Raw genomic sequence first — 18,689 nt, 5'->3', positions numbered from 1 at the left:
ACCTCCTGGCCCTGTGCACCTTCCACCACGACGGACACCACCGCGGCGAGTTCACCCTCACCGGCGACCCCACCCACCCCGACGGACTCACCTTCCACACCGACACCGGCCTGCTCATCGGCCCACCCCAGAAACCACCCCCACCACCCCCACCACCCACACCGCCCCCGCAGCCGCGGCTCACCCCGGCCCCCGACCCCAACCAACCGGACCGGTCAGACGGGTCAGACCGGTCAGACGAGTCAGACGGGGCAGACGGGGCACACGCGCCGGACCGTCGCAGACCACCAGCCCGACTCGGTCGCCGCTACCCCGCACCCTCCGGTGGCACCCTGCACCTGCACCTCGTCGACTTCACACCGACCTGAGGGCGTCGTCGCCTGACGCCACTCAGCTGTCGAAGAGCTGCTGCCCCTCCCACGTCGACAGGCAGAACGGGTGGCCGGCCGGGTCGGCATAGACCCGGCAGTGGTCGTTGGGCTGGACCTCGAGGAGTCGGGCCCCGGCCGCGGTCGCGCGCGCTCCGCTCGCCTCGAGGTCGTCGACGAAGAAGTCGAGGTGCATCTGCATCGGCGCGGGCCCGCCCGGCCAGGTCGGGGGTGCGAAGTCCTCGACCTGCTGGAAGGCGATGAGCGCACCACCGGTGCTGACCGCAGCCCAGTGCGCCGAGCCCTTCGCGACTCCCTCGGTGATCTCGGCGTAGAACTGCGCGAGCGCCAGCGCGTCGGGAGCGTTGACCGTGGTTCCGTCGAACCTGATCGTGCCGGACATCAGCGGTCCGACAGGTTCTCGTACGCGGGGGTCAGCTCCATCCAGCGCTCCTTCCAGGCCGGTGCGGGTGCCTCCTGAGACCAGCCACCGGCGTGGACCGAGCCGCCGCTGACCAGTGAACGCCCGAGGTCCTCGAGGTGCACCTGCCAGCCGGCTCCGTAGAAGTGGAGCTGCCCGACCGGCAGGCCGCGCTCCTCGACGACGAGGCGGGTCTGCGTCCCCTCGGTGGTGAGCCAGGCCTCGATCTGGCTCTCGTCGTCGGTGCCGGGCTCGGTCGTCAGCAACAGGTGGTGCGGTGCGTCGCAGACCTCGACCGTCGCCGGTCCGGTCCACGTGCTCGTGAAGACGGCGTGCACCGTCCCACCCACGCGGAGGTCCCCGGACACCTCGGCGATCCATCGGGCCAGCCGCTCGGGTTTCGTGCATGCGTCCCAGAGGTCGTGGATGTCCGTGTCGTAGACGTCCTCCACGCGGACTGCTCCGCGGGTGTCGTCGAGGGCGCGCATCGTGCCGGTGATCTTCACTTCCGTGCCTTCTTTCCTCGTGCGATCTCCGTGTGCAGGGCATCGAGCCGGTTCTGCCACAGGGCGCGGTAGCCGTCCAGCCACTCGTCGACCTCGACGAGGGCCTCGGGGCGCAGGGTGTAGATCCTGCGCTGCGCCTCATGGCGCACGTCGACGAGCCCGGCCTCGCGGAGCACCCGCAGGTGACGGGACACGCCCGGTCGGGCGATCGGCAGGGCGTCGGCGAGCTCGCCTGCGGTGGCCGGGTGGTCGCGCAGGATCTCGAGCACCGTGCGTCGGCTCGGGTCGCTCAAGGCCTGCAGTACCGCGTCCATGGAGTGAATGTACCCAATCAGTTATGTACCCGCAAGGGTAATAAACGACCAAGCCCCTCTGCATGGTGGAGCGAAGCGGGTGGAGCCCGCCGACCGAGCCTGCCCGGTGGGGCAGGCGGTCGCGCTGGCCCACGTTCCCGCAGTGCCATCTGCTGGCACGTCTTCGACGACTGAGGTGCTTGGGCCTCAGCCGCCGAGGTCCTGCGTCCAGTAGTAGCGGTAGGGCCCGCCGACCGCCGAGCCGACGCCGATGGCCCTGTAGCGGCAGTTGAGGATGTTGGCCTTGTGTCCCGGGCTCTTCATCCACGCGTCCATGACGGCCTTGGGTGTGGGGTAGCCGGCCGCGATGTTCTCGCCGATGAGCGAGCCGGTGTAGCCCTGCGCCCGGATGCGCTGCGCGAAAGTGCGGCCGTCGAGGCTCGTGTGCGAGAAGTAGCGGCGCTTCGCCATGTCGATCGAGTGCGCCTGGGCGGCCCGCGCGAGCCGCGCGTCGAGCACGAGGGGCCGGCAGCCGACCCTGGCGCGCTGCGCGTTGACGAGCTGGATGACCTGGTTCTGGACGCTCACCGTCGCCCCCTCGGCCGGCTGCGACGAGCCGATCGCCGGGGTGGCGGCAAGCGCGGCCGACGCGGCGATGACGAGCCCGAGGCGGGTGCGGCTGGAAGAGCTGTTGAGCTGCATGGGTCCTCCGAGATGACTGCGGGCGTATGCCGTCCAGCCACGGTACGGAGGTCGCGAGCGCCTGTCGACAAAACGGACATGTCTACCGGCCGGCTCGCGCCGTCGACGGCATGCCGTCACCACCGGTGGCTAGCGTTGGCGCCATGACCTTCGAGGTGCGCCCCGCGACGCTCGCGCGGTTCGACGACGTCGCGACGATGCTCGGCCCGAAGAACCCGGCCTCGACCGTGTGCTGGTGCCTGAGCCACCGGCTCGATTCGAGGACCAACAGGGCGCTCGTCGGTCCTGAGCGCGGCGAGTTCGTCCGCGACCTGACGCGCCGCGCCGTCGCGCCGGGAGTGCTGGCCTACGACGGCGCCGAGGTCGTCGGCTGGGCCGCCGTGGCGCCCCGGTCCGAGCTGCCCTTCGCGCGGTCGGCGAAGATCCCGCACGTCGACGACGTCGCCGTGTGGTCGATCTGGTGCATCCGGGTCCGCCCCGGTCACCGCGGCCAGGGCATCGCCCAACCGCTCCTCGAGGGCGCCGTCGGCTACGCCCGCGACCAGGGCGCGCCCGCCGTCGAGGGCTACCCCGTCGACAACCGCGGCGAGAAGGTCGACCTCACGATGGCCTACGTCGGCACGCGCGTGCTCTTCGAGCGAGCCGGCTTCGCCAAGGCGGCCGACACCGACTCCGTGTCCGGGGGCTTCCCCCGCGTCGTCATGCGCCGGGCGCTGTCCTAGGGTCGCGGCATGACGGTCGTTGGCGCTGACGGGCTCGCCCGCCCCACGTGGGCGTCGGTCGACCCGCTCCTCATGGACTACTACGACACCGAGTGGGGGGTGCCGATCCGTGACGAGCGAGGCCTCTACGAGCGGATCTGCCTCGAGGGCTTCCAGGCCGGCCTGTCGTGGGCGACGATCCTGCGCAAGCGCCCGAACTTCCGGGCGGCCTTCTCCGACTTCGACCCCGACCTCGTGGCGACGTACACCGACGCCGACGTCGAGCGGCTGCTCGGTGACGCCGGCATCATCCGCCACCGCGGCAAGATCCAGGCGACGATCACCAACGCCCGGGCCACCATCGCGCTGCGCGACGAGGGCGGTCTCGTCGACTTCGTCTGGGGTTTCCAGCCGCCCGACACCCCGCGCCCAGAGGACCACTCTGACGTGCCGACCGTGTCCGACGAGAGCAAGGCGCTCTCAAAAGCCTTGCGCAAGAAGGGTTTCGCGTTCGTCGGACCCACGACCATGTATGCCTTGATGGAGGCCGTCGGCATCGTCGACACCCACCTCATGGGCAGCCACCGGCGCGGCAGCTCGGGCGTCTGGCCCGCCTAGCCCTCAGCCGAGGATCGCCCGCGCCGCGTTGTGGCCGGGGATCGCGCTGACCCCGCCGCCCCGCCGGGCCCCCGCACCGCCGAGCAACACGTTGGCGTATGCCGTCTCGACGCCCCACGTGCCCACCTCGACGTCCCGCTCGGCCCAGGGCCACTGCAGCGAGCGATGGAAGATGTTGCCGCCGGGCAAGCCGACCGACTGCTCGAGGTCGACGGGACTCTTGACCTCGATGCAGGGGTTGCCGTCGGCGTCGCGGGCGAGGACCGACTCGATCGGCTCGCCGAGCACCGAGTCGAGCGAGCGGAGGGTGGCGGCCAGGGCCTCCTTCGTCGCGGTCTCGTTGTCGGCGCGGAAGAGCCGGGCCGGCAGGTGCAGGCCGAAGAGGGTCAGCGTCTGTGCGTCCGTGGCGGCGAGGTCCGCTCCGAGGATCGAGCGGTCCGAGAGGGTGTGGCAGTAGATCTCGCACGGGGGAAGGTCGGGGATGCTCCCGTCGCGCGCGACGGCATACGTCTGCTCGAGCTGGCCGTAGCCCTCGTTGATGTGGAAGGTGCCGGCGAACGCGGCGGCGGGATCGACGGCGGCGTCGCGCAGGCGCGGCAGGCGCGTCAGCAGCATGTTGACCTTGAGCTGGGCGCCCTCGACGTCGGGCTCGGTGGCGACCGGTGCCGCACCCGCAGCGGCGAGGAGGCGGTTGAGGACGGTGGGTGCGCAACCCGCCACGAGGGTGCCTCCGACGGCGCTGCCGGTGCCGGCGCTCCCCCCGGACCAGGCGACCTCGCCGGTCGAGGGGTCGACCGACGTGACCTCGGCGCCCGTGACGATCGTCACGCCGGCCGAGACCGCCGCTGCCGCAAGCGAGTCCGTGAGCGCGCCCATGCCCCCGACGGGGACGTCCCAGTCTCCGGTGCCGCCGCCGATGAGGTGGTAGAGGAAGCAGACGTTCTGGCGCAGGTCGCCTCCGCCGAGCGAGGCGAACGTGCCGATGAGGGCGTCGGTGGCGATGATGCCGCGGAGCGTGTCGTCGTCGGTGACCGACTCGATGAGCTCGCCGATGGGCCGCGTCGTCAGTGCGTCGAAGAGGTCGCCGTCCCCGGAGAGCGTGCGCACGTCGTCCTGGGAGCGCAGCGGCTCGAGGACCGTCGGGAAGACCCGCGCGGCGACGTCGGCCATCCGGGCGTAGAAGTCACTCCACCCGGCGTACGCGTCGTCGCCACCGGTCAGGGCGCGGAAGGCCGCTCGGGTCGCCGCGACGTCACCGTGGTCGACGAGGAGGCCGCGGGCGGGGTCCGACGGGACCGGCGTGTACGACGAGAACCGCCTCCGGATGAGCCGCAGGTCGAGGTCGAGGTCGGTGAGCACCTGACGCGGCAGCAGCGAGACGAGGTAGGAGTAGCGCGACAGTCGTGCGTCGACCCCCTCGAAGGCGCGGGCGGACACGGCAGCGCCGCCCACCCGGTCCGATCGCTCGAGGAGGAGGACAGTCCTTCCCGCGCGGGCCAGGTAGGCGGCGGCCGTGAGGCCGTTGTGACCGGCCCCGATGATGATGTCGTCGTAGCGCACCCGGTCAGACTAGGTGCCGTGCCCGGGCGACGCCCGACGACCTCACCACTTCTTCACCGCGGGCTCACCGCGGAGCCACGGACCTCCTCGCGGCGTCCTGACGGGCCGAGTAGAGCCGGTCGGCGGTGTCGATGCTGGCGCGGCTGCTCAGGTCGACCCCGGCGCGGGCGGCGGCGGCGCGGGCCGCGGGGGTCGTGAGGTCGGGAGCGACGAAACGCTCCGGTGTGATCGTGCGGTCGACGGCGGCATACCTCCTCGCGTCCCGGGCCAGCGCGTCGGCGGACGCGACGGCCTTGGTCTCGGCCTGCGACGCCGAGAGCGTGAGAGCGAGCCCGAAGGCGGGCTTGGTGACGACCGCGTAGCCGTCACGGTGCCCGGCGATGTTGGGGTGGTAGCTCTCGCCGACCGGGTTGGACAGGCCGTTGAGCCACTCGACGTTGTCGCACACGGCGTGGCCGACGAACTTCGAGGTGGGGTTGACGAAGGTGAAGCCGGCGTTCGAGGCGGCCGTGGCCGTCTTCGCGTTGAGCAGGTCGGCGGTCGCGTTGAGGCGCGACTCCTCGGTGGGGGAGAACCACGTGAACGCGTTGCAGTCCTCGCCGTTGAAGATGCGCGGGTATCCGACGACGATGACGCGGGCGTTCGGGGCCTTGGCGCGGATCGAGGAGTAGAGCGTCGCGAGCCGGCCCGGGATCGTGTTGGTGATGGTGCCCTGGGCCGTGTCGATGGCGCCGTTGCAGTTGCTGAGCCAGCTCGGCTGCGCGCACGACGTCAGGACGCTCGCGAAGCCGGCGTCGTTGCCGCCCACCGAGATCGTGACGTATGCCGTCGTGCTCGACAGCGCGGACAGCTGGGTGTTCGTGACGTCGGCGACCGTCGCGCCGGAGCACGCGCGGAAGCTCAGTGCCAGCCCGAGGGCAGAGGCGTCGAGCGACGGGTAGGCGTAGACGGAGCGCTGGCACGACGTGCCGTCGCTGATGTACGTCCGGGTCCCCGTGCCCGAGGAGTAGGAGTCGCCGAGGGCGACGTAGCCCGTGCCTGCGGCGACGGCCGGGGCGCCGAGGGCGAGGGCGGCTCCGGCTCCGATGAGGGCGCAGAGACCGGCCTCGAGGGCACGCCGGCGGGTGGATGACATGACGGACCTGCTGCTCTTCACGACACACTCCTTTGTGGGTGGAAGGCTTGCTGACGCCGAGCACTGCAACCTGCCGGGGCGCCGCCCGCCGGCCACGCTGTGCCCTGCGTCACACGTCCCACTACCGGACAGTAGGGGCACCGTGCCCGACCCGCGAGCCGAACTGCAGCCAGACGGTCCGGCTCGTCAGGACGGCGCCTCGCGACGGTCCCCGAGGAGGCTGCCGAGCCATTGCGCGTGAGGGTCGGCGTCGACGAGCAGGGCCTTGACGAGCAGCGTCAGCGGGATCGCGAGCACGGCGCCGATGCCGCCGAGCAGCACGGACCAGACGACGAGGGACAGGACGGTCACGACCGCTGAGAGGCCCACCTCGTCGCCGACGATCTTCGGCTGGATGACCGACTGGATGATGAGGTTGATGACGCTGTAGACCACGACGACGAGGGCGAAGAGGCTCCACCCGCCCTCGAGCAGCGCGAGGATCGCCGGTGGCACGAGGCCGATGACGAAGCCGATGTTGGGGATGTAGTTCGTGATGAAGGCGAGCAGGCCCCAGAGGAGCGCGCCCGGCACCCCGACGAGCCACAGGAACATGGTGTCGAAGACGGCGACGATGGCACCGAACACCGTTGCCACCACGAGGTATCGGCGCGTGCCGTGCGTGAAGGACATCATCGCCGACACGAACGCAGGGCGCTCGGTGCGGAGGGTCGTGAGGGTCTCGGAGAAGCCCCGGGCGTCCATCGCGGAGAAGAGCACGAGCGCGAGGACGAAGACGAGGTTCGTCACGAGCGACAGGATGTCCGAGAGGAGCGACGTGATGAGCGCGCTGACACGCCCGAGGTCGAAGGACGAGGCGATCGCCTGCGTCTGCTCGGGCTTGACCCCACGGGCGGCGAGCCAGTCGGTCACGTCGGCGACGAGGGCCGCGAGGTCGTCGGCGTACTGGGGGAGGAGGCCTGCGAGCTCGGCGCCGGACACGACGACGAGCAGGGCGAGCCCCACGATGCCGAGGTAGATCACGAAGACGACCGCGAGCGTGCCCAACCAGTGGGGCAGCCCGCGCCGGACCATGGCGTTGCGCACCGGGAAGGCCGCGACGGTCAGGACGAGGGCGAGGAAGAGCGGCCCGACGATGCCCGACACGAGGTGGATGCCGAAGGCGACGACGAAGCCGGCCGCCAGCGCCACGAGGATGAGCACGCCCCGCGGGAACGCGGGGCGTGCTCGCCTCGCCGGAACGAGCCCGGACGGCGCCCCGGGGACCGGGTCCCCAGGGTCTCCGGCCCTCGGCACGTCCGTTCCGCTCATGCCTGTCATGTCACCACCGGCGCGGACGGCGGGCGTCACCCCGTCGGGGTGATGCCCACGGCGCGGGCGCACCGGAGCATGAAGGCGAGCGGTGCCGGTCACGACTCCGCCACGAACCGGGAGGAGTCCCATGTCGACTGCGACGACAGGGCCGATCGGGCCGGTGGACCTGGCGGTCATCGGCTTCCGCGGAGAGCTGCGGCAGGGCGGCATACGCGATGCGGTGGCGCGAGCGGTCGACCAGGGCGCGGTCCGCGTGCTCGACGTGCTGCTCGTCCGCAAGGACGACGACGGCAGCGTGCTGATGTACGACGCCGAGTCACCCGAGGGTGCCGAGGAGCTGCTCGGCTTCCCGACCGTCATGCCCGACCTCGTCGGCGAGGAGGACGCCCTCGCCATCGCCGCCGAGATGGACCCTGGCACGACGGTGCTCGTCATCGCCTGGGAGAACGTGTGGGCGTCCGAGATCGCTGCCGAGGTGCGCGAGCTGGACGGGCAGCTGCTCGTCATGGAACGCCTGCCGCGTGAGGACATCGAGGTGGCGCTCAGCGCGATCGCATCGAACGAGGAGGGGTCATGAGAGGACGCAGGGGCCGGCCCGGTCTGCTGGGGGTGGCCGCCCGTACGGCCGTCGTCGCCGGCACCGCCACCGCCGTGAGCGGCAAGGTGCACCAGGGCCAGCAGGCCAAGGCGCAGCAGGCCGCGGATGCCGACGCCTACCGGCAGCAGCAGGAGGCCCAGGCCATGGCTGCCCAGGCGCCGCCGCCCCCGCCCCCGCCTCCTGCTGCGCCCGCGGCCGACGACGTGCTGGACTCCCTCGAACGCCTGGCGGCACTGCACGCGCAGGGCATCCTCACCGACGAGGAGCTGGCGCAGCAGAAGGCCCGCATCCTGGGCGGCTGATCCGGATGTGGGGGCCGCCAACGGTGACGTCGACGGCGGCACGGTGACGGGCGGCGCAGGACGAGCTGCCTGGGCGCGGGTGAGGAGCCCGTCGGTCCGCGCCGATCTCAAGGCGGGCGTCGTGCTCGGCATCGAGAGCGTCCCCGACGGTCTGGCGAGCGGCGTCCTCGCGGGCGTCAACCCGCTCGCCGGTCTCTACGGCTACCTCTACGGCATGGTCGGCGCGGCGCTCTTCACGAGCAGCACGCTCATGGCCGTCCAGGCGACCGGCGCCATGTCACTCGTCGTCGCCGACGCCGACCTGGGGTCTCGACCCGACCCGGAGCGGGCGCTCTGGACCTTGGCCGCGCTGTCCGGCGTCGTCATGATCGCGGCCGGCTTGCTGCGGGGAGGGGCGCTGCTGCGGTTCGTGCCGAGCTCGGTCATGACCGGCTTCGTCACGGCCGTCGGCGTCAACATCGTGCTGGGCCAGCTCGGCGACTTCACGGGAGCCGAGACGTCCGGCGCCAACCGGGTCATGCGCACCCTCGACCTGGTTCTCCATCCGTGGCGGATCGACCTCATGACCCTCCTCGTCGGGGTGGTGACCCTCGTCCTCATCGTCGGGCTCCAGCGCACCCGCCTGGGCGCGCTCGGCCTCGTGGTCGCGATGGCCGTCGGCTCGCTCCTCGCGGGCGTGCTGGGGTCGCTCTTCGACGCGCACGTCGCGGTCGTGGGCGACATCGCCGCGGTCCCGCACTCCCTGCCGCTGCCGGCGCTGCCGTCGCTCGGCGACGTGCCCTACCTCGCGCTTCCCGCGGTCTCTCTGGCCTTCATCGGACTCGTCCAGGGCGCCGCGGTGTCGGCTGCGGTGCCCAATCCCGACGGGCGCCCGTCCGTCGCCTCGCGCGACTTCATCGGGCAGGGGGTCGGCAACATCGTCTCCGGCCTCTTCAGGGGTATGCCGGTCGGCGGCTCGATGTCGGCGTCCTCGCTCGTCGCGACCGCGGGCGCCCGGACGCGCCTCTCGCTCGGCTTCGCCGGCGGCGTCATGGCGCTCGTCGTGCTCGTCCTCGCCGACGTCGTGGCCCTCGTCGCCCTGCCGTCCATCGCGGCGCTGCTCATGGTCGTCGGCGCCGGCGCGGTGAAGCCGGCGAGGGTGCAGTCGGTGATGCGCACGGGGACCGTCCAGACCGTCGTCCTCGCGCTCACCTTCGTGCTGACTCTCCTCATCCCGGTGCAGTACGCCGTGCTCGTCGGGGTCGCCCTCGCGATCGTGCTCCACGTCGTCGAGCAGTCCAACCGGGTGCGGGTCACCCGCCTCGACCTCGACGGAGACGGGAGGGTGCGTCAGTGCGAGCCACCGGTCACCGTGCCGGGCGGCGAGGTGCTCGTGCTCCAGCCGTACGGCTCCCTCTTCTTCGCCAGCGCCCCGACGTTCCGCGCGTTGCTACCACGCGTCGACGAGGGGTCGCAGCACGCCGTCGTCGTGCTCCGTCTCCGCGGCGTCGACCAGATCGGCCTGACCCTCATCGACGTGCTCCGCGGCTACGCGAGGGAGCTCCAGGCCCACGGTGGCGTCCTCAAGCTCGTCGTCGACAACCGGCAGGTGCTGCACCAGATTGAGGCCGAGGGGCTCGTCGGCCTCGTCGGACCCGACCACGTCTACCTCGGCACCGAGTTCCTCGGCGAGACCACGCGCCGGGCCCGGGCCGACGGCCTGCGGCTGCTCGCGGAGTCCGACCCGACCGACGGGGAGGCGTGACCGCCTAGGCTGAGTGGCAACGCGTGGTCCGAGCGGACCTGACGACAGGAGGATGACCGTGGGGTTCCCGGAGAACGTGCTCGCCAAGGGAGAGAAGGTCGAGCGCGACCTGCACCCGCACTGGCTCACCGTCGTCGTGCCCACGATCTTCGGCCTGCTGCTGGCCGCGGCCTGCATCACCGTCGCCCGCGCCACCCCCGACGACGACACCGGGAACCGGATCCAGTGGATCGCCGTGGCGGTCTTCGTCCTCGTCGCCGTCCCGGCGGTCTTCGTGCCCTACCTGCGCTGGCGCACCACCCACTACGTCATCACCTCGCACCGGGTCATGGTGCGCCGAGGCATCCTGACGAAGAACGGCAAGGACATCACGCTCTCGAAGATCACCGACGTGAGCTTCCAGCAGACCGTGGTCGACCGGATCATCGGCGCGGGCTCGCTGCACATCGAGTCGGCCGGCGACAGCCCCGACGAGAACCTCACGAACATCCCGCGCAGCAACGAGGTCCAGCAGCTCATCAACCGCCTCATCGACGAGGACGACCTGCGCCGGCGCGCGCACGGCCGCGGCCTGGCCGACGGCCCCGGCTCGGATCCGGCCTTCGCGGCCGGCGACGACGGCTACAGCGAGGACACGACGGCGATCCCGCGCCAGCGGTCCGAGCGAGCCGACCGTCCCGAGCTCGCGGAGGAGCGCCGCCGCCCGCGCGACCTCGGTGACGGCAGCGACCAGCCGCTCTGAGCCCGTCGCCGTCCCCTGCCGCACGGCAGGCGCGTGTGGCATCGTCGGGTCATGACCTCCACTGTCGACGAAGCCGGTGTGACCGCGACCTACCGGGCGGCCCGTGACGAGCTCCTCGCCCTGCGCGGCGACCACGCCAGAGCCGTCCGCGAGTTCACCTTCCCCGACGTGGGAGACCGCTGGAACTGGGGCGTCGACTGGTTCGACGCCGTCGCCCGGGGCAACGGCGGCGCCTGCCTGACGATCGTCGAGCAGGACGAGTCGTCGGCGTCGTACTCCTGGGACGAGATGGCCCGCCGCTCCGACCAGGTGGCCGCGCACCTCGCCACCCTCGGTGTGCGCCGCGGTGACTCGGTGATCCTCATGCTCGGCAACCAGGTCGAGCTCTGGGAGTCGATGCTCGCCGTCATCAAGCTCGGCGCCGTCGTCATGCCGACCACGACCGCCGTCGGCCCCGGCGACCTCGTCGACCGGATGGAGCGCGGCGCGGCCCGCGCCGTCATCACCAACGTGTCCGAGGTGCACAAGCTCGACGACGTGCCGGGCGACTACCTGCGCGTCGCCGTCGGTGGGGCCGACCCGGCCGGGACCGCCACCGCTGGCTGGCAACGCCACGAGGCGGCATACGACCTCGACGTCCCGCCCACCGAGCACCCGGGCACGGCGCCCGACGACCGGATGCTCCTCTACTTCACGTCCGGCACGACGAGCCGGCCCAAGCTCGTCGAGCACACCCAGCGCTCCTACCCCGTCGGGCACCTGTCGACGATGTACTGGATCGGGCTGCAGCCCGGCGACGTGCACCTCAACATCAGCAGCCCCGGCTGGGCCAAGCACGCATGGTCGTCGTTCTTCGCGCCGTGGGCGGCCGAGGCGACGGCATTCGTCTACAACTACAGCCGGTTCGACCCCGTCGCCCTGCTGCGGGTCCTGCGCACGCACGAGGTCACCTCGATCTGCGCGCCGCCGACGGTGTGGCGGATGCTCATCAAGAGCGACCTGTCCGGCGGACCGGGGTCGCTGCGCGAGGTCATCGGTGCCGGCGAGCCGCTCAACCCCGAGGTCATCGCGCAGGTCGAGAAGGCGTGGGGCCTGACGATCCGCGACGGCTACGGACAGACCGAGATGACGGCAGCGGTGGGCAACACCCCCGGCTCCACCGTCAAGCCGGGCTCGATGGGCCGGCCGCTTCCTGGCTGTCCGGTCGTCGTCGTCGACCCGATCACGAATGTCCTTGTCACGGAGGCCGACTCGGACGGCAACCGCGAGGGCGAGATCTGCCTCGACCTGTCGCAGCACCCCGTCCCGCTCATGACCGGCTACCAGGGCGACGAGCAGCGCAACGCCGACGCCATGGCCGGCGGTTTCTACCACACGGGCGACGTCGCGTCGGTCGACGTCGACGGCTACATCTCCTTCGTCGGACGCACCGACGACGTCTTCAAGGCGAGCGACTACAAGATCAGCCCGTTCGAGGTCGAGTCGGTGCTCATCGAGCACCCGGCCGTCGCCGAGGCCGCCGTCGTGCCCGCGCCCGACCCCGTGCGCCTGGCCGTGCCCAAGGCCTACATCGCCCTCGCCCCGGGCCACGAGCCCGGTGAGGACGTGGCGCGCTCGATCCTCGCCCACGCCCGCGCGAAGCTCGCGCCGTGGCAGCGGGTCCGGCGGATCGAGTTCTACGAGCTGCCCAAGACGATCTCGGGCAAGATCCGCCGGGTCGAGCTGCGGGGCCGCGAGACCGACCTCGAGGCGACCGGCGCCGACCAGCCCGCGAACGAGTGGCGCGACGACCAGTTCCCCGACCTCAAGGGGTGACCGACAGCCCGGACGGCACGGCAGGGGTCGTGGTGCCTGACGATGTCGGGTCGTCCGGGGCGATCGGCAGCGATCGCACCGACGTCTCGTCGATGCGGCTGCAGATGCGCTTGGCCGGGTCCGGCTGGTCCTGACCCGGCTGCTGGACGGTCGGTGCGGCGGGCCGGTAGGGGTCGATGCGGGCTCCGCTGATGACCTGCACGCTGTCGTAGGCCGGGCGGCCCTCGAGCAGGTTGCGGAAGGAGTAGCGGGTCAGCGAGGTCAGCTCGCACGACGTGCCGAACTGGGCGATGTCGAAGGAGTACGGCTGGCCGTCGAGCTCCTGCCCCGGACCTTCGGAGTAGTGCGAGACGACCCCGCCACCGGTGAAGGTGCCGACCTGGATCCGGTTGCCCTCGATCGCGGGGGTGTGCATGTGCCCGTTGATGAGCAGGCGTCCCCGCTCGACCTGCTCGGCGGCATACGGCTCGTGCGTCACGACGATGTCGGGCTCGGGCTGGCCGGCGACGGCCGCGTTGTAGCGGTCGGCCGCGGGCTTGGCCTTGGCCGTCGGGTCGGCGTTGTCGTCGCCGAAGTAGCGCGGGTCGTTGAAGCCGGTGATGCGCAGCCCGTGGAAGGTCAGCTCGCGCAGTGACCCGGCGGCGTCCTCGAGGAGCACGACGTTCGGGATGCTCGCGAGACGGGCGACGACGGCCCGGTCGCTCGCCGACGACTGGTCGTGGTTGCCGCTCGTGAAGACGTAGGGCACGCCGAGCGACTGGATGGACCGGTAGAGGTCGGCGGCGTCGCCCTCCTGGACGCGCCCGAAGTTGACGAGGTCGCCGCTGTCGATGACGGCGTCGACGTCCTCCTCCTCGATGATCGTGCGCATCAGGGCGTACTGGTTCGCGCCGTGGATGTCGGAGACGAGCAGGAGGCGCGCCGAGACGGGCTCGTTGACGTTGCCGGCGACGTACTTCTGCTGGAGCGCCTGCGTCACCGCGAGGAGGTTGCGGAAGTAGGGCGTCACCTGGGTGGCGCGCGCCTCGACGTCGGCGAGCAGGCCGGCGTTGCGCTGCACGACGCCGAGGACGCCGCTCGTGCGGTACTCCGCGAAGCGGCCCGGCTGGTAGGTCAGGGCGATCCCGCCGAAGGTCACGGTGGTCGCCACGACCATCGCGGACGCGACGAAGAGCACGTGGTGGCGACGGGTGGTGCGCTGCCTGATGTAGTGCGAGGCCAGGGCGAGGAGCACCGCGATCGCCGTCGCGCCGAGGACGAAGCGGATGCCGACGCCGACGGCGGCCTGCGCGATCGCCGACGAGATCTCGTCGGGCGAGGGCTGCAGCGCCTTGATGTCGACGTTGGGACGGGTGAAGAGGTTGGTGATCTCCTCGCGCACCGCGACCTGCACGTCGAGGCCGGGCGCGACGATGGGAGAGGCGAACTGGACGTCGACGTCACCGACGATCGTCGGCGCGTGGAGCACGGGGGAGTGACGTGGCACCGGGTCGAGGCGCAGGACCGCGCGGTACTGGGAGGTCTCGGCGACGGTCGGCGCGAGGTTGGTCGCGGCCACGCCACCGAGGTAGCAGGCCACGAGGACCGCGAGCCACTTGAGCACGTGCGAGGCCCGGCGCAGCCAGGGGCTGTCACCGGTCAGCAGGTCGCCCACCTGTCGCATCGCCTCACCCTAACCGGACCGGGACGTGTCACCCGGACGGCACCGCCCGTTCACGTGCGGGTGGTGCGATGGGGTGGTCAGCGCATCGCAGCGAGGGGGAGTCATGGGGTCGACTCGTCGCAGGGCCGTCGTCGTCACGGCGCTCATGGCGTATGCCGTCCTGCTCGCTGTCGGCCCGCGTGTCCTCGGCGGGTCGGCCGGGGTCGTCATCCTCGTCGCGAGCTTCGTCGTCGGTTTCGCCTGGCTCGTGCTCCTCGTCGCCCCGTGGGCGGCACGGGGTCGCGACCGTAGTCTGAGGCGGTGAACCTCGAGCACCGACCGAACCGGATCATCCTCGTGCGGCACGGCGAGTCCGAGGGCAACCTCGACGACACCGTCTATGAGCGCGTACCCGACCACCGGATCAGCCTGACGCCCAAAGGTTTTCAGCAGGCCCGCGACACGGGTGCCGCGATCCGGGACGTGCTCGACGGGGAGTCGGTCGAGGCCTACGTCTCGCCGTACGTGCGCACCCGGCAGACCCTCGAGGCGCTCGCCCTGCCGGTGGTGGAGCGGGACGTGCGGGTCGAGCCGCGCCTGCGCGAGCAGGACTGGGCCAACTTCCAGGACCCCGTCGACATCGCCCAGCAGAAGGCCGAGCGGGACCGCTACGGCCACTTCTACTACCGGTTCAGCCACGGCGAGTCCGGGTCGGACGTCTACGACCGCGTGTCGACGTTCCTCGAATCGATGCACCGCAACTTCGAGACGCCGACCGCGCCGCGCAACGTCGTCATCGTGACGCACGGCCTGACGATGCGGCTCTTCTGCATGCGGTGGTTCCACTGGAGCGTCGACTACTTCGAGTCGCTCGACAACCCCGAGAACGCCCAGCCCGTGGTGCTGCTGCGCCAGAAGGACCTCCACTACAAGCTCGAGGCGCCGTTCACGCAGTGGAACCCCGACGTCGTGCCGACCGAGCGCGAGCGCTCGAGCTGGCTCTGACCGCCGGGGTCAGAGGTACTGCCCGGTGGGTCCGGACTCCCCGGGGTGGTGCTCGCCGGGCTGCATGCCGGGGGGCGTGCCGTAGGAGGCGCCCGGGCCGGGCGGCAGGGCGCGCATCTGCTGGAGCTGCTGCTGCGCCGCCATCTGCTGCGCCACCAGCGCCGTCTGGATGCCGTGGAAGAGTCCCTCGAGCCAGCCGACGAGCTGGGCCTGGGCGATCCGCAGCTCGGCGTCGGTCGGGGAGTCGTCGCGGAAGGGCAGGGCGATCCGGTCGAGCTCGGCGACGAGCTCGGGCGCGAGGCCGTCCTTGAGCTCCTCGATGGAGCGGTGGTGGACGTCGGCGAGGCGACGGCGCCCGGCCTCGTCGAGCGGCGCGTTGCGCACCTCCTCGAGCAGCTGCTTGATCATCGACCCGATGCGCATGACCTTGGCCGGCTCCTCGACGAGGTCGGCCGGGTTGGTGCGCTCGCGCTCGCGTCGCTCCTCGCGGCCCTCCGGGTGGGGACCGGCGCCGTCGGGGCGATCCTCGCCATGGGCGTCCGCGACGCCCATGCCGTCGGGCGTGACGACGACGATGCGCGGCTCGTCACGCTGGGAGTCGGAGTCGGAGTCGGAGTCGGTGTCGGTGCCCTGGCCCTGTCGGCTCGCGTCGTCGCTCATGCGCTCCATCCTGCCTCACCGCGCAGGTCGAGCGGTCGGGGCCCGTGCGTCCCCCGTCAGGTCGCACGGGCCCCTCCTCGTCCTCGCGGCCGACGCGGGTCAGTGCGAGCCGGCCGTGGCGAACCACGGATGGTGCAGGTCGTGGTAGCGGACGTCGCTCATGGCCTGGTCCATGTCGGCCATCTGCTCCTTCATCTCGGGCGGCATGTCCTTCTTCTCGCCCTCACGGGCATCTGCCTCGGTGCGGAACGCCATCGTCTGCGTGAACCAGCCATCGGCGTCGACCGCGATGGTGCCGCCGAGGATGTCGGGCCGCTCCGTGTGGAGGGTGTCCATCGGCATGTCGCGCATCATCCGGAACTTCTCCTGGTCGCTGATGCGCCCCTGGATGACCTGGACGAACTGCGCGTCGTCCGACCCGCCGTCGAGCATCATCGTCACGTCGTCACAGTCGTGGAAGGTGACGCCGCCGTCGAAGCACTTCTCGGTGTCGGCCCACCAGGCGCCCTGCTCGGGGCGTTCGCTGTTGCGCATCGCCGACTCGCGAGAGTCGAAGCGGACGACGCCGATGAACTCGTTGTCGTCGTCGATGCCGTACGTGCCGCCGAGCCAGCCGGCCGCGCCTGGCTCGAGCTCTTCGCGCCAGGCGTCCATGCGGCGGTGGAGCATGTCCGCGTCGTGGGTCTTGCCCTGAATCACTTGGATGAACACTGCAGGTGCCTCCCGGTACTCGTGTGGTGGGAGGGCCGCTTCGTGGCGAAGGGGTCCACCGGTCAACGGTACGCCGGCGGTGGGCAGCGCGTCAGGGGACGAGTCGGACACGGCCGGAGCGTCCCGCGACACAGGGCAGCTCAGGTGGTGAGGAGGATCTTGCCGATGTGGCCCGACGCCTCCATCTCGCGGTGCGCCTCGGCGGCGTGCTCGAGGGGGTGGCGCGAGTGGACGACCGGACGCACCGCGCCGGCCTCGATGAGGGGCCAGACGTGCTCACGGACGGCGGCGACGATGGCGGCCTTCTCCGTCGCGGGGCGGGCCCGCAGCGAGGTGGCGATGACGGCGGCGCGCTTGGCCAGCAGCATGCCCATGTCGAGCTCGCCCGTTCGGCCGCCCATGAGGCCGATCGTGACGAGGCGTCCGCTGATGGCGAGGACCTCGACGTTGCGGGAGAGGTACTTCGCGCCCATGTTGTCGAGGATGACGTCGGCGCCGTGACCCTTCGTCAGCTCGCGGACGCGCTCGACGAAGTCCTCCTCGCGGTAGTTGACGAGGAACTCGGCACCCAGGTCGCGGCACACGTCGAGCTTGGCCTGGCTGCCCGCCGTGACGGCGACGTGCGCGCCGACCGCCTTGGCGAGCTGGATGGCCATGGTGCCGATGCCCGAGCTGCCGCCGTGGACGAGGAGCACCTGGCCCGGCTGGATGTTGGCGACGAGGAAGACGTTGGACCAGACGGTGCACGTCACCTCGGGCAGGCCGGCCGCGTCGACGAGCGAGACGCCGCGCGGCACCGGCAGGAGCTGCTCGGCCGGCGCCACGACACGCTCGGCGTAGCCGCCTCCGTCGATGAGGGCGCACACCTCGTCGCCGACCTGCCAGTCCTCGACACCTTCGCCGAGCGCCGCGATGGTGCCGCTCACCTCGAGGCCGGGGTACTCCGACGCGCCGGCAGGCGGCGGGTAGTGACCGAGGCGCTGCATGACGTCGGCGCGGTTGACACCCGCGGCGGCGACGTCGATGAGCACGTGGCCGGCCGTCACCTCGGGGTCGGGCACCTCGTCGAGGACGAGGCTGTCGGCGTCTCCGGGCTCGGGGATCGTGATGGCGCGCATGGGGTCGAGCCTATTGACCTCCGGCCCGAGCCCGCACGAGCGCCCCGCCGGGCGTCGCCGTGTCCGGCGTGACGTGCCACACGCGCCCGGCGCCGGCCATCGCACCGTCCGACCGCAGGAGCGTCCCCTCGTCGATCGCGACACCGCTCGGGGCCAGCCCCGTGGCCACCACGGCGACGAGGCGTGAGACGTTGCCCCACTGGGCGGCGTGCACGTCGACGGCTCCCGGCACGAGGCCGATGCCGCTGACCACGGCCACGTCGTCGAGGTCCTCGTTGCTGTCCTCGGGGCAGACGGGCCGCCCGTCGAGGAGCCAGCCGCCGATGACCGCGTGGGAGCCCGCGATCGCAGCCCCCGCGGAGAACCCGGCATACGGCATACCTGTGGACACGAGCGCGCGGATCCGGTGGTAGCTGCCCTCGAGGGACGCGTGGTACTCCGGCGTGGGGCCGCCGCCGACGAAGAGGCCGTCGATCCCGTCGAGGACGGCAGGCTCCAGCGGCGTGCCCTCGGCCACCCGCTCCACGACGAGGTCGTGGCCACCCACGAGGCCGAGCGTGTGGACGTACTTCTCGTGGTACTCGAGCGACTCGGGGTCAGTGCCCATGACGACGAGCACGATGCGCGGGGTGCCGCCGGCGCGACGCGCGGCGGCCTCGACGAAGGGTCCGTAGAGCGTGCGGGCGAGGTCGTCGTCCCAGCCGCCGCCGATGAGGTGGACATCCATGTCGGCA

General features: G+C 71.6%; 21 protein-coding genes and 1 pseudogene. 10 read left to right on the top strand and 12 right to left on the bottom strand.

Annotated features, from left to right (window positions below):
- Nucleotides 1-368: pseudogene (locus AB4Z14_RS16555) on the top strand (hypothetical protein); the annotation flags it as partial.
- A 22-nt stretch (nt 369-390) separates the two neighbouring features.
- On the opposite strand, the gene AB4Z14_RS16550 reads toward AB4Z14_RS16555, so the two are convergent.
- From AB4Z14_RS16550 to AB4Z14_RS16535, 4 genes are all read right to left on the bottom strand, one after another.
- Complete coding sequence (locus tag AB4Z14_RS16550) at nt 391-771, bottom strand: VOC family protein (protein ID WP_442276154.1); 381 nt, start codon at nt 769-771, stop codon at nt 391-393.
- Nucleotides 771-1,295, bottom strand: a complete 525-nt coding sequence (locus tag AB4Z14_RS16545; RefSeq protein ID WP_442276153.1) for an SRPBCC domain-containing protein — start codon at nt 1,293-1,295, stop codon at nt 771-773. The genes AB4Z14_RS16550 and AB4Z14_RS16545 overlap by 1 nt, the downstream gene beginning before the upstream one ends.
- The gene (locus tag AB4Z14_RS16540; protein WP_442276152.1) at nt 1,292-1,609 is read right to left on the bottom strand and encodes an ArsR/SmtB family transcription factor; all 318 of its coding nucleotides are present in this window, start codon (nt 1,607-1,609) and stop codon (nt 1,292-1,294) included. The genes AB4Z14_RS16545 and AB4Z14_RS16540 overlap by 4 nt, the downstream gene beginning before the upstream one ends.
- A gap of 186 nt (nt 1,610-1,795) precedes the next feature.
- A complete protein-coding gene (locus tag AB4Z14_RS16535; RefSeq protein WP_442276151.1) occupies nt 1,796-2,290 on the bottom strand; it encodes a CAP domain-containing protein in 495 nt (164 codons plus the stop codon).
- A gap of 143 nt (nt 2,291-2,433) precedes the next feature.
- Between AB4Z14_RS16535 and AB4Z14_RS16530 the strand changes: the two genes are divergently transcribed.
- Nucleotides 2,434-3,012, top strand: a complete 579-nt coding sequence (locus tag AB4Z14_RS16530; RefSeq protein ID WP_442276150.1) for a GNAT family N-acetyltransferase — start codon at nt 2,434-2,436, stop codon at nt 3,010-3,012.
- Nucleotides 3,013-3,021: 9 nt separating this feature from the next.
- Complete coding sequence (locus AB4Z14_RS16525) at nt 3,022-3,609, top strand: DNA-3-methyladenine glycosylase I (protein ID WP_442276149.1); 588 nt, start codon at nt 3,022-3,024, stop codon at nt 3,607-3,609.
- 3 nt (nt 3,610-3,612) lie between these two features.
- On the opposite strand, the gene AB4Z14_RS16520 is transcribed toward AB4Z14_RS16525, so the two are convergent.
- The 3 genes from AB4Z14_RS16520 to AB4Z14_RS16510 all read right to left on the bottom strand — a co-directional run bounded on the left by AB4Z14_RS16520 (nt 3,613) and on the right by AB4Z14_RS16510 (nt 7,507).
- Nucleotides 3,613-5,169: a phytoene desaturase family protein gene (locus AB4Z14_RS16520; RefSeq protein WP_442276148.1), complete on the bottom strand. Its 1,557-nt coding sequence runs from the start codon at nt 5,167-5,169 to the stop codon at nt 3,613-3,615.
- 64 nt (nt 5,170-5,233) lie between these two features.
- Nucleotides 5,234-6,325 carry an SGNH/GDSL hydrolase family protein gene (locus AB4Z14_RS16515; protein ID WP_442276147.1) on the bottom strand — a complete coding sequence of 364 codons (1,092 nt, stop codon included), beginning with the start codon at nt 6,323-6,325 and terminating at the stop codon, nt 5,234-5,236.
- Nucleotides 6,326-6,490: 165 nt separating this feature from the next.
- Entirely contained in the window at nt 6,491-7,507 is a 1,017-nt protein-coding gene (locus AB4Z14_RS16510; RefSeq protein ID WP_442276146.1) for an AI-2E family transporter, read from the bottom strand.
- Between the two features lie 238 nt (nt 7,508-7,745).
- On the opposite strand from AB4Z14_RS16510, the gene AB4Z14_RS16505 reads away from it, so the two are divergent.
- From AB4Z14_RS16505 to AB4Z14_RS16485, 5 genes are all read left to right on the top strand, one after another.
- Nucleotides 7,746-8,195 carry a DUF6325 family protein gene (locus tag AB4Z14_RS16505; protein WP_442276145.1) on the top strand — a complete coding sequence of 150 codons (450 nt, stop codon included), beginning with the start codon at nt 7,746-7,748 and terminating at the stop codon, nt 8,193-8,195.
- Nucleotides 8,192-8,518 carry an SHOCT domain-containing protein gene (locus tag AB4Z14_RS16500; RefSeq protein WP_442276144.1) on the top strand — a complete coding sequence of 109 codons (327 nt, stop codon included), beginning with the start codon at nt 8,192-8,194 and terminating at the stop codon, nt 8,516-8,518. The genes AB4Z14_RS16505 and AB4Z14_RS16500 overlap by 4 nt, the downstream gene beginning before the upstream one ends.
- 79 nt (nt 8,519-8,597) lie before the next feature.
- Nucleotides 8,598-10,262 (top strand): SulP family inorganic anion transporter, encoded by a 1,665-nt coding sequence (locus AB4Z14_RS16495; protein ID WP_442276143.1) that lies wholly within the window; start codon nt 8,598-8,600, stop codon nt 10,260-10,262.
- A 52-nt stretch (nt 10,263-10,314) separates the two neighbouring features.
- Complete coding sequence (locus AB4Z14_RS16490; protein WP_442276142.1) at nt 10,315-11,004, top strand: PH domain-containing protein; 690 nt, start codon at nt 10,315-10,317, stop codon at nt 11,002-11,004.
- Nucleotides 11,005-11,055: 51 nt separating this feature from the next.
- Nucleotides 11,056-12,819: an AMP-binding protein gene (locus AB4Z14_RS16485; protein ID WP_442276141.1), complete on the top strand. Its 1,764-nt coding sequence runs from the start codon at nt 11,056-11,058 to the stop codon at nt 12,817-12,819.
- On the opposite strand, the gene AB4Z14_RS16480 is transcribed toward AB4Z14_RS16485, so the two are convergent.
- Entirely contained in the window at nt 12,809-14,482 is a 1,674-nt protein-coding gene (locus AB4Z14_RS16480) for a metallophosphoesterase family protein (protein WP_442276140.1), read from the bottom strand. The two genes, AB4Z14_RS16485 and AB4Z14_RS16480, sit on opposite strands and share 11 nt — an antisense overlap.
- Nucleotides 14,483-14,585: 103 nt before the next feature.
- Here AB4Z14_RS16480 and AB4Z14_RS16475 point away from each other — a divergent pair, with 103 nt between their 5' ends.
- Nucleotides 14,586-14,786 carry a hypothetical protein gene (locus AB4Z14_RS16475; RefSeq protein ID WP_442276139.1) on the top strand — a complete coding sequence of 67 codons (201 nt, stop codon included), beginning with the start codon at nt 14,586-14,588 and terminating at the stop codon, nt 14,784-14,786.
- Nucleotides 14,783-15,466, top strand: a complete 684-nt coding sequence (locus tag AB4Z14_RS16470) for a histidine phosphatase family protein (RefSeq protein WP_442276138.1) — start codon at nt 14,783-14,785, stop codon at nt 15,464-15,466. Before AB4Z14_RS16475 ends, AB4Z14_RS16470 begins: the two co-directional genes overlap by 4 nt.
- Before the next feature lie 9 nt (nt 15,467-15,475).
- Here AB4Z14_RS16470 and AB4Z14_RS16465 read toward each other — a convergent pair whose 3' ends face one another.
- The 4 genes from AB4Z14_RS16465 to AB4Z14_RS16450 all read right to left on the bottom strand — a co-directional run bounded on the left by AB4Z14_RS16465 (nt 15,476) and on the right by AB4Z14_RS16450 (nt 18,682).
- Nucleotides 15,476-16,126, bottom strand: a complete 651-nt coding sequence (locus AB4Z14_RS16465) for a proteasome activator (RefSeq protein WP_442276137.1) — start codon at nt 16,124-16,126, stop codon at nt 15,476-15,478.
- Nucleotides 16,127-16,225: 99 nt separating this feature from the next.
- On the bottom strand, nt 16,226-16,837 hold the full coding sequence (locus AB4Z14_RS16460) for a hypothetical protein (RefSeq protein ID WP_256794970.1): 612 nt from the start codon (nt 16,835-16,837) through the stop codon (nt 16,226-16,228).
- A gap of 140 nt (nt 16,838-16,977) precedes the next feature.
- The gene (locus AB4Z14_RS16455) at nt 16,978-17,955 is read right to left on the bottom strand and encodes an NAD(P)H-quinone oxidoreductase (protein ID WP_442276136.1); all 978 of its coding nucleotides are present in this window, start codon (nt 17,953-17,955) and stop codon (nt 16,978-16,980) included.
- 10 nt (nt 17,956-17,965) lie between these two features.
- Nucleotides 17,966-18,682, bottom strand: a complete 717-nt coding sequence (locus AB4Z14_RS16450; RefSeq protein WP_442276135.1) for a Type 1 glutamine amidotransferase-like domain-containing protein — start codon at nt 18,680-18,682, stop codon at nt 17,966-17,968.
- Between the last annotated feature and the right edge of the window lie 7 nt (nt 18,683-18,689).

This window comes from Terrabacter sp. 2TAF16, from assembly GCF_052115065.1.
Classification (GTDB): Bacteria; Actinomycetota; Actinomycetes; order Actinomycetales; family Dermatophilaceae; genus Terrabacter.
Note: the sequence above shows the minus strand (reverse complement) of the source record. Positions and strands in the feature narration are given on the sequence as shown.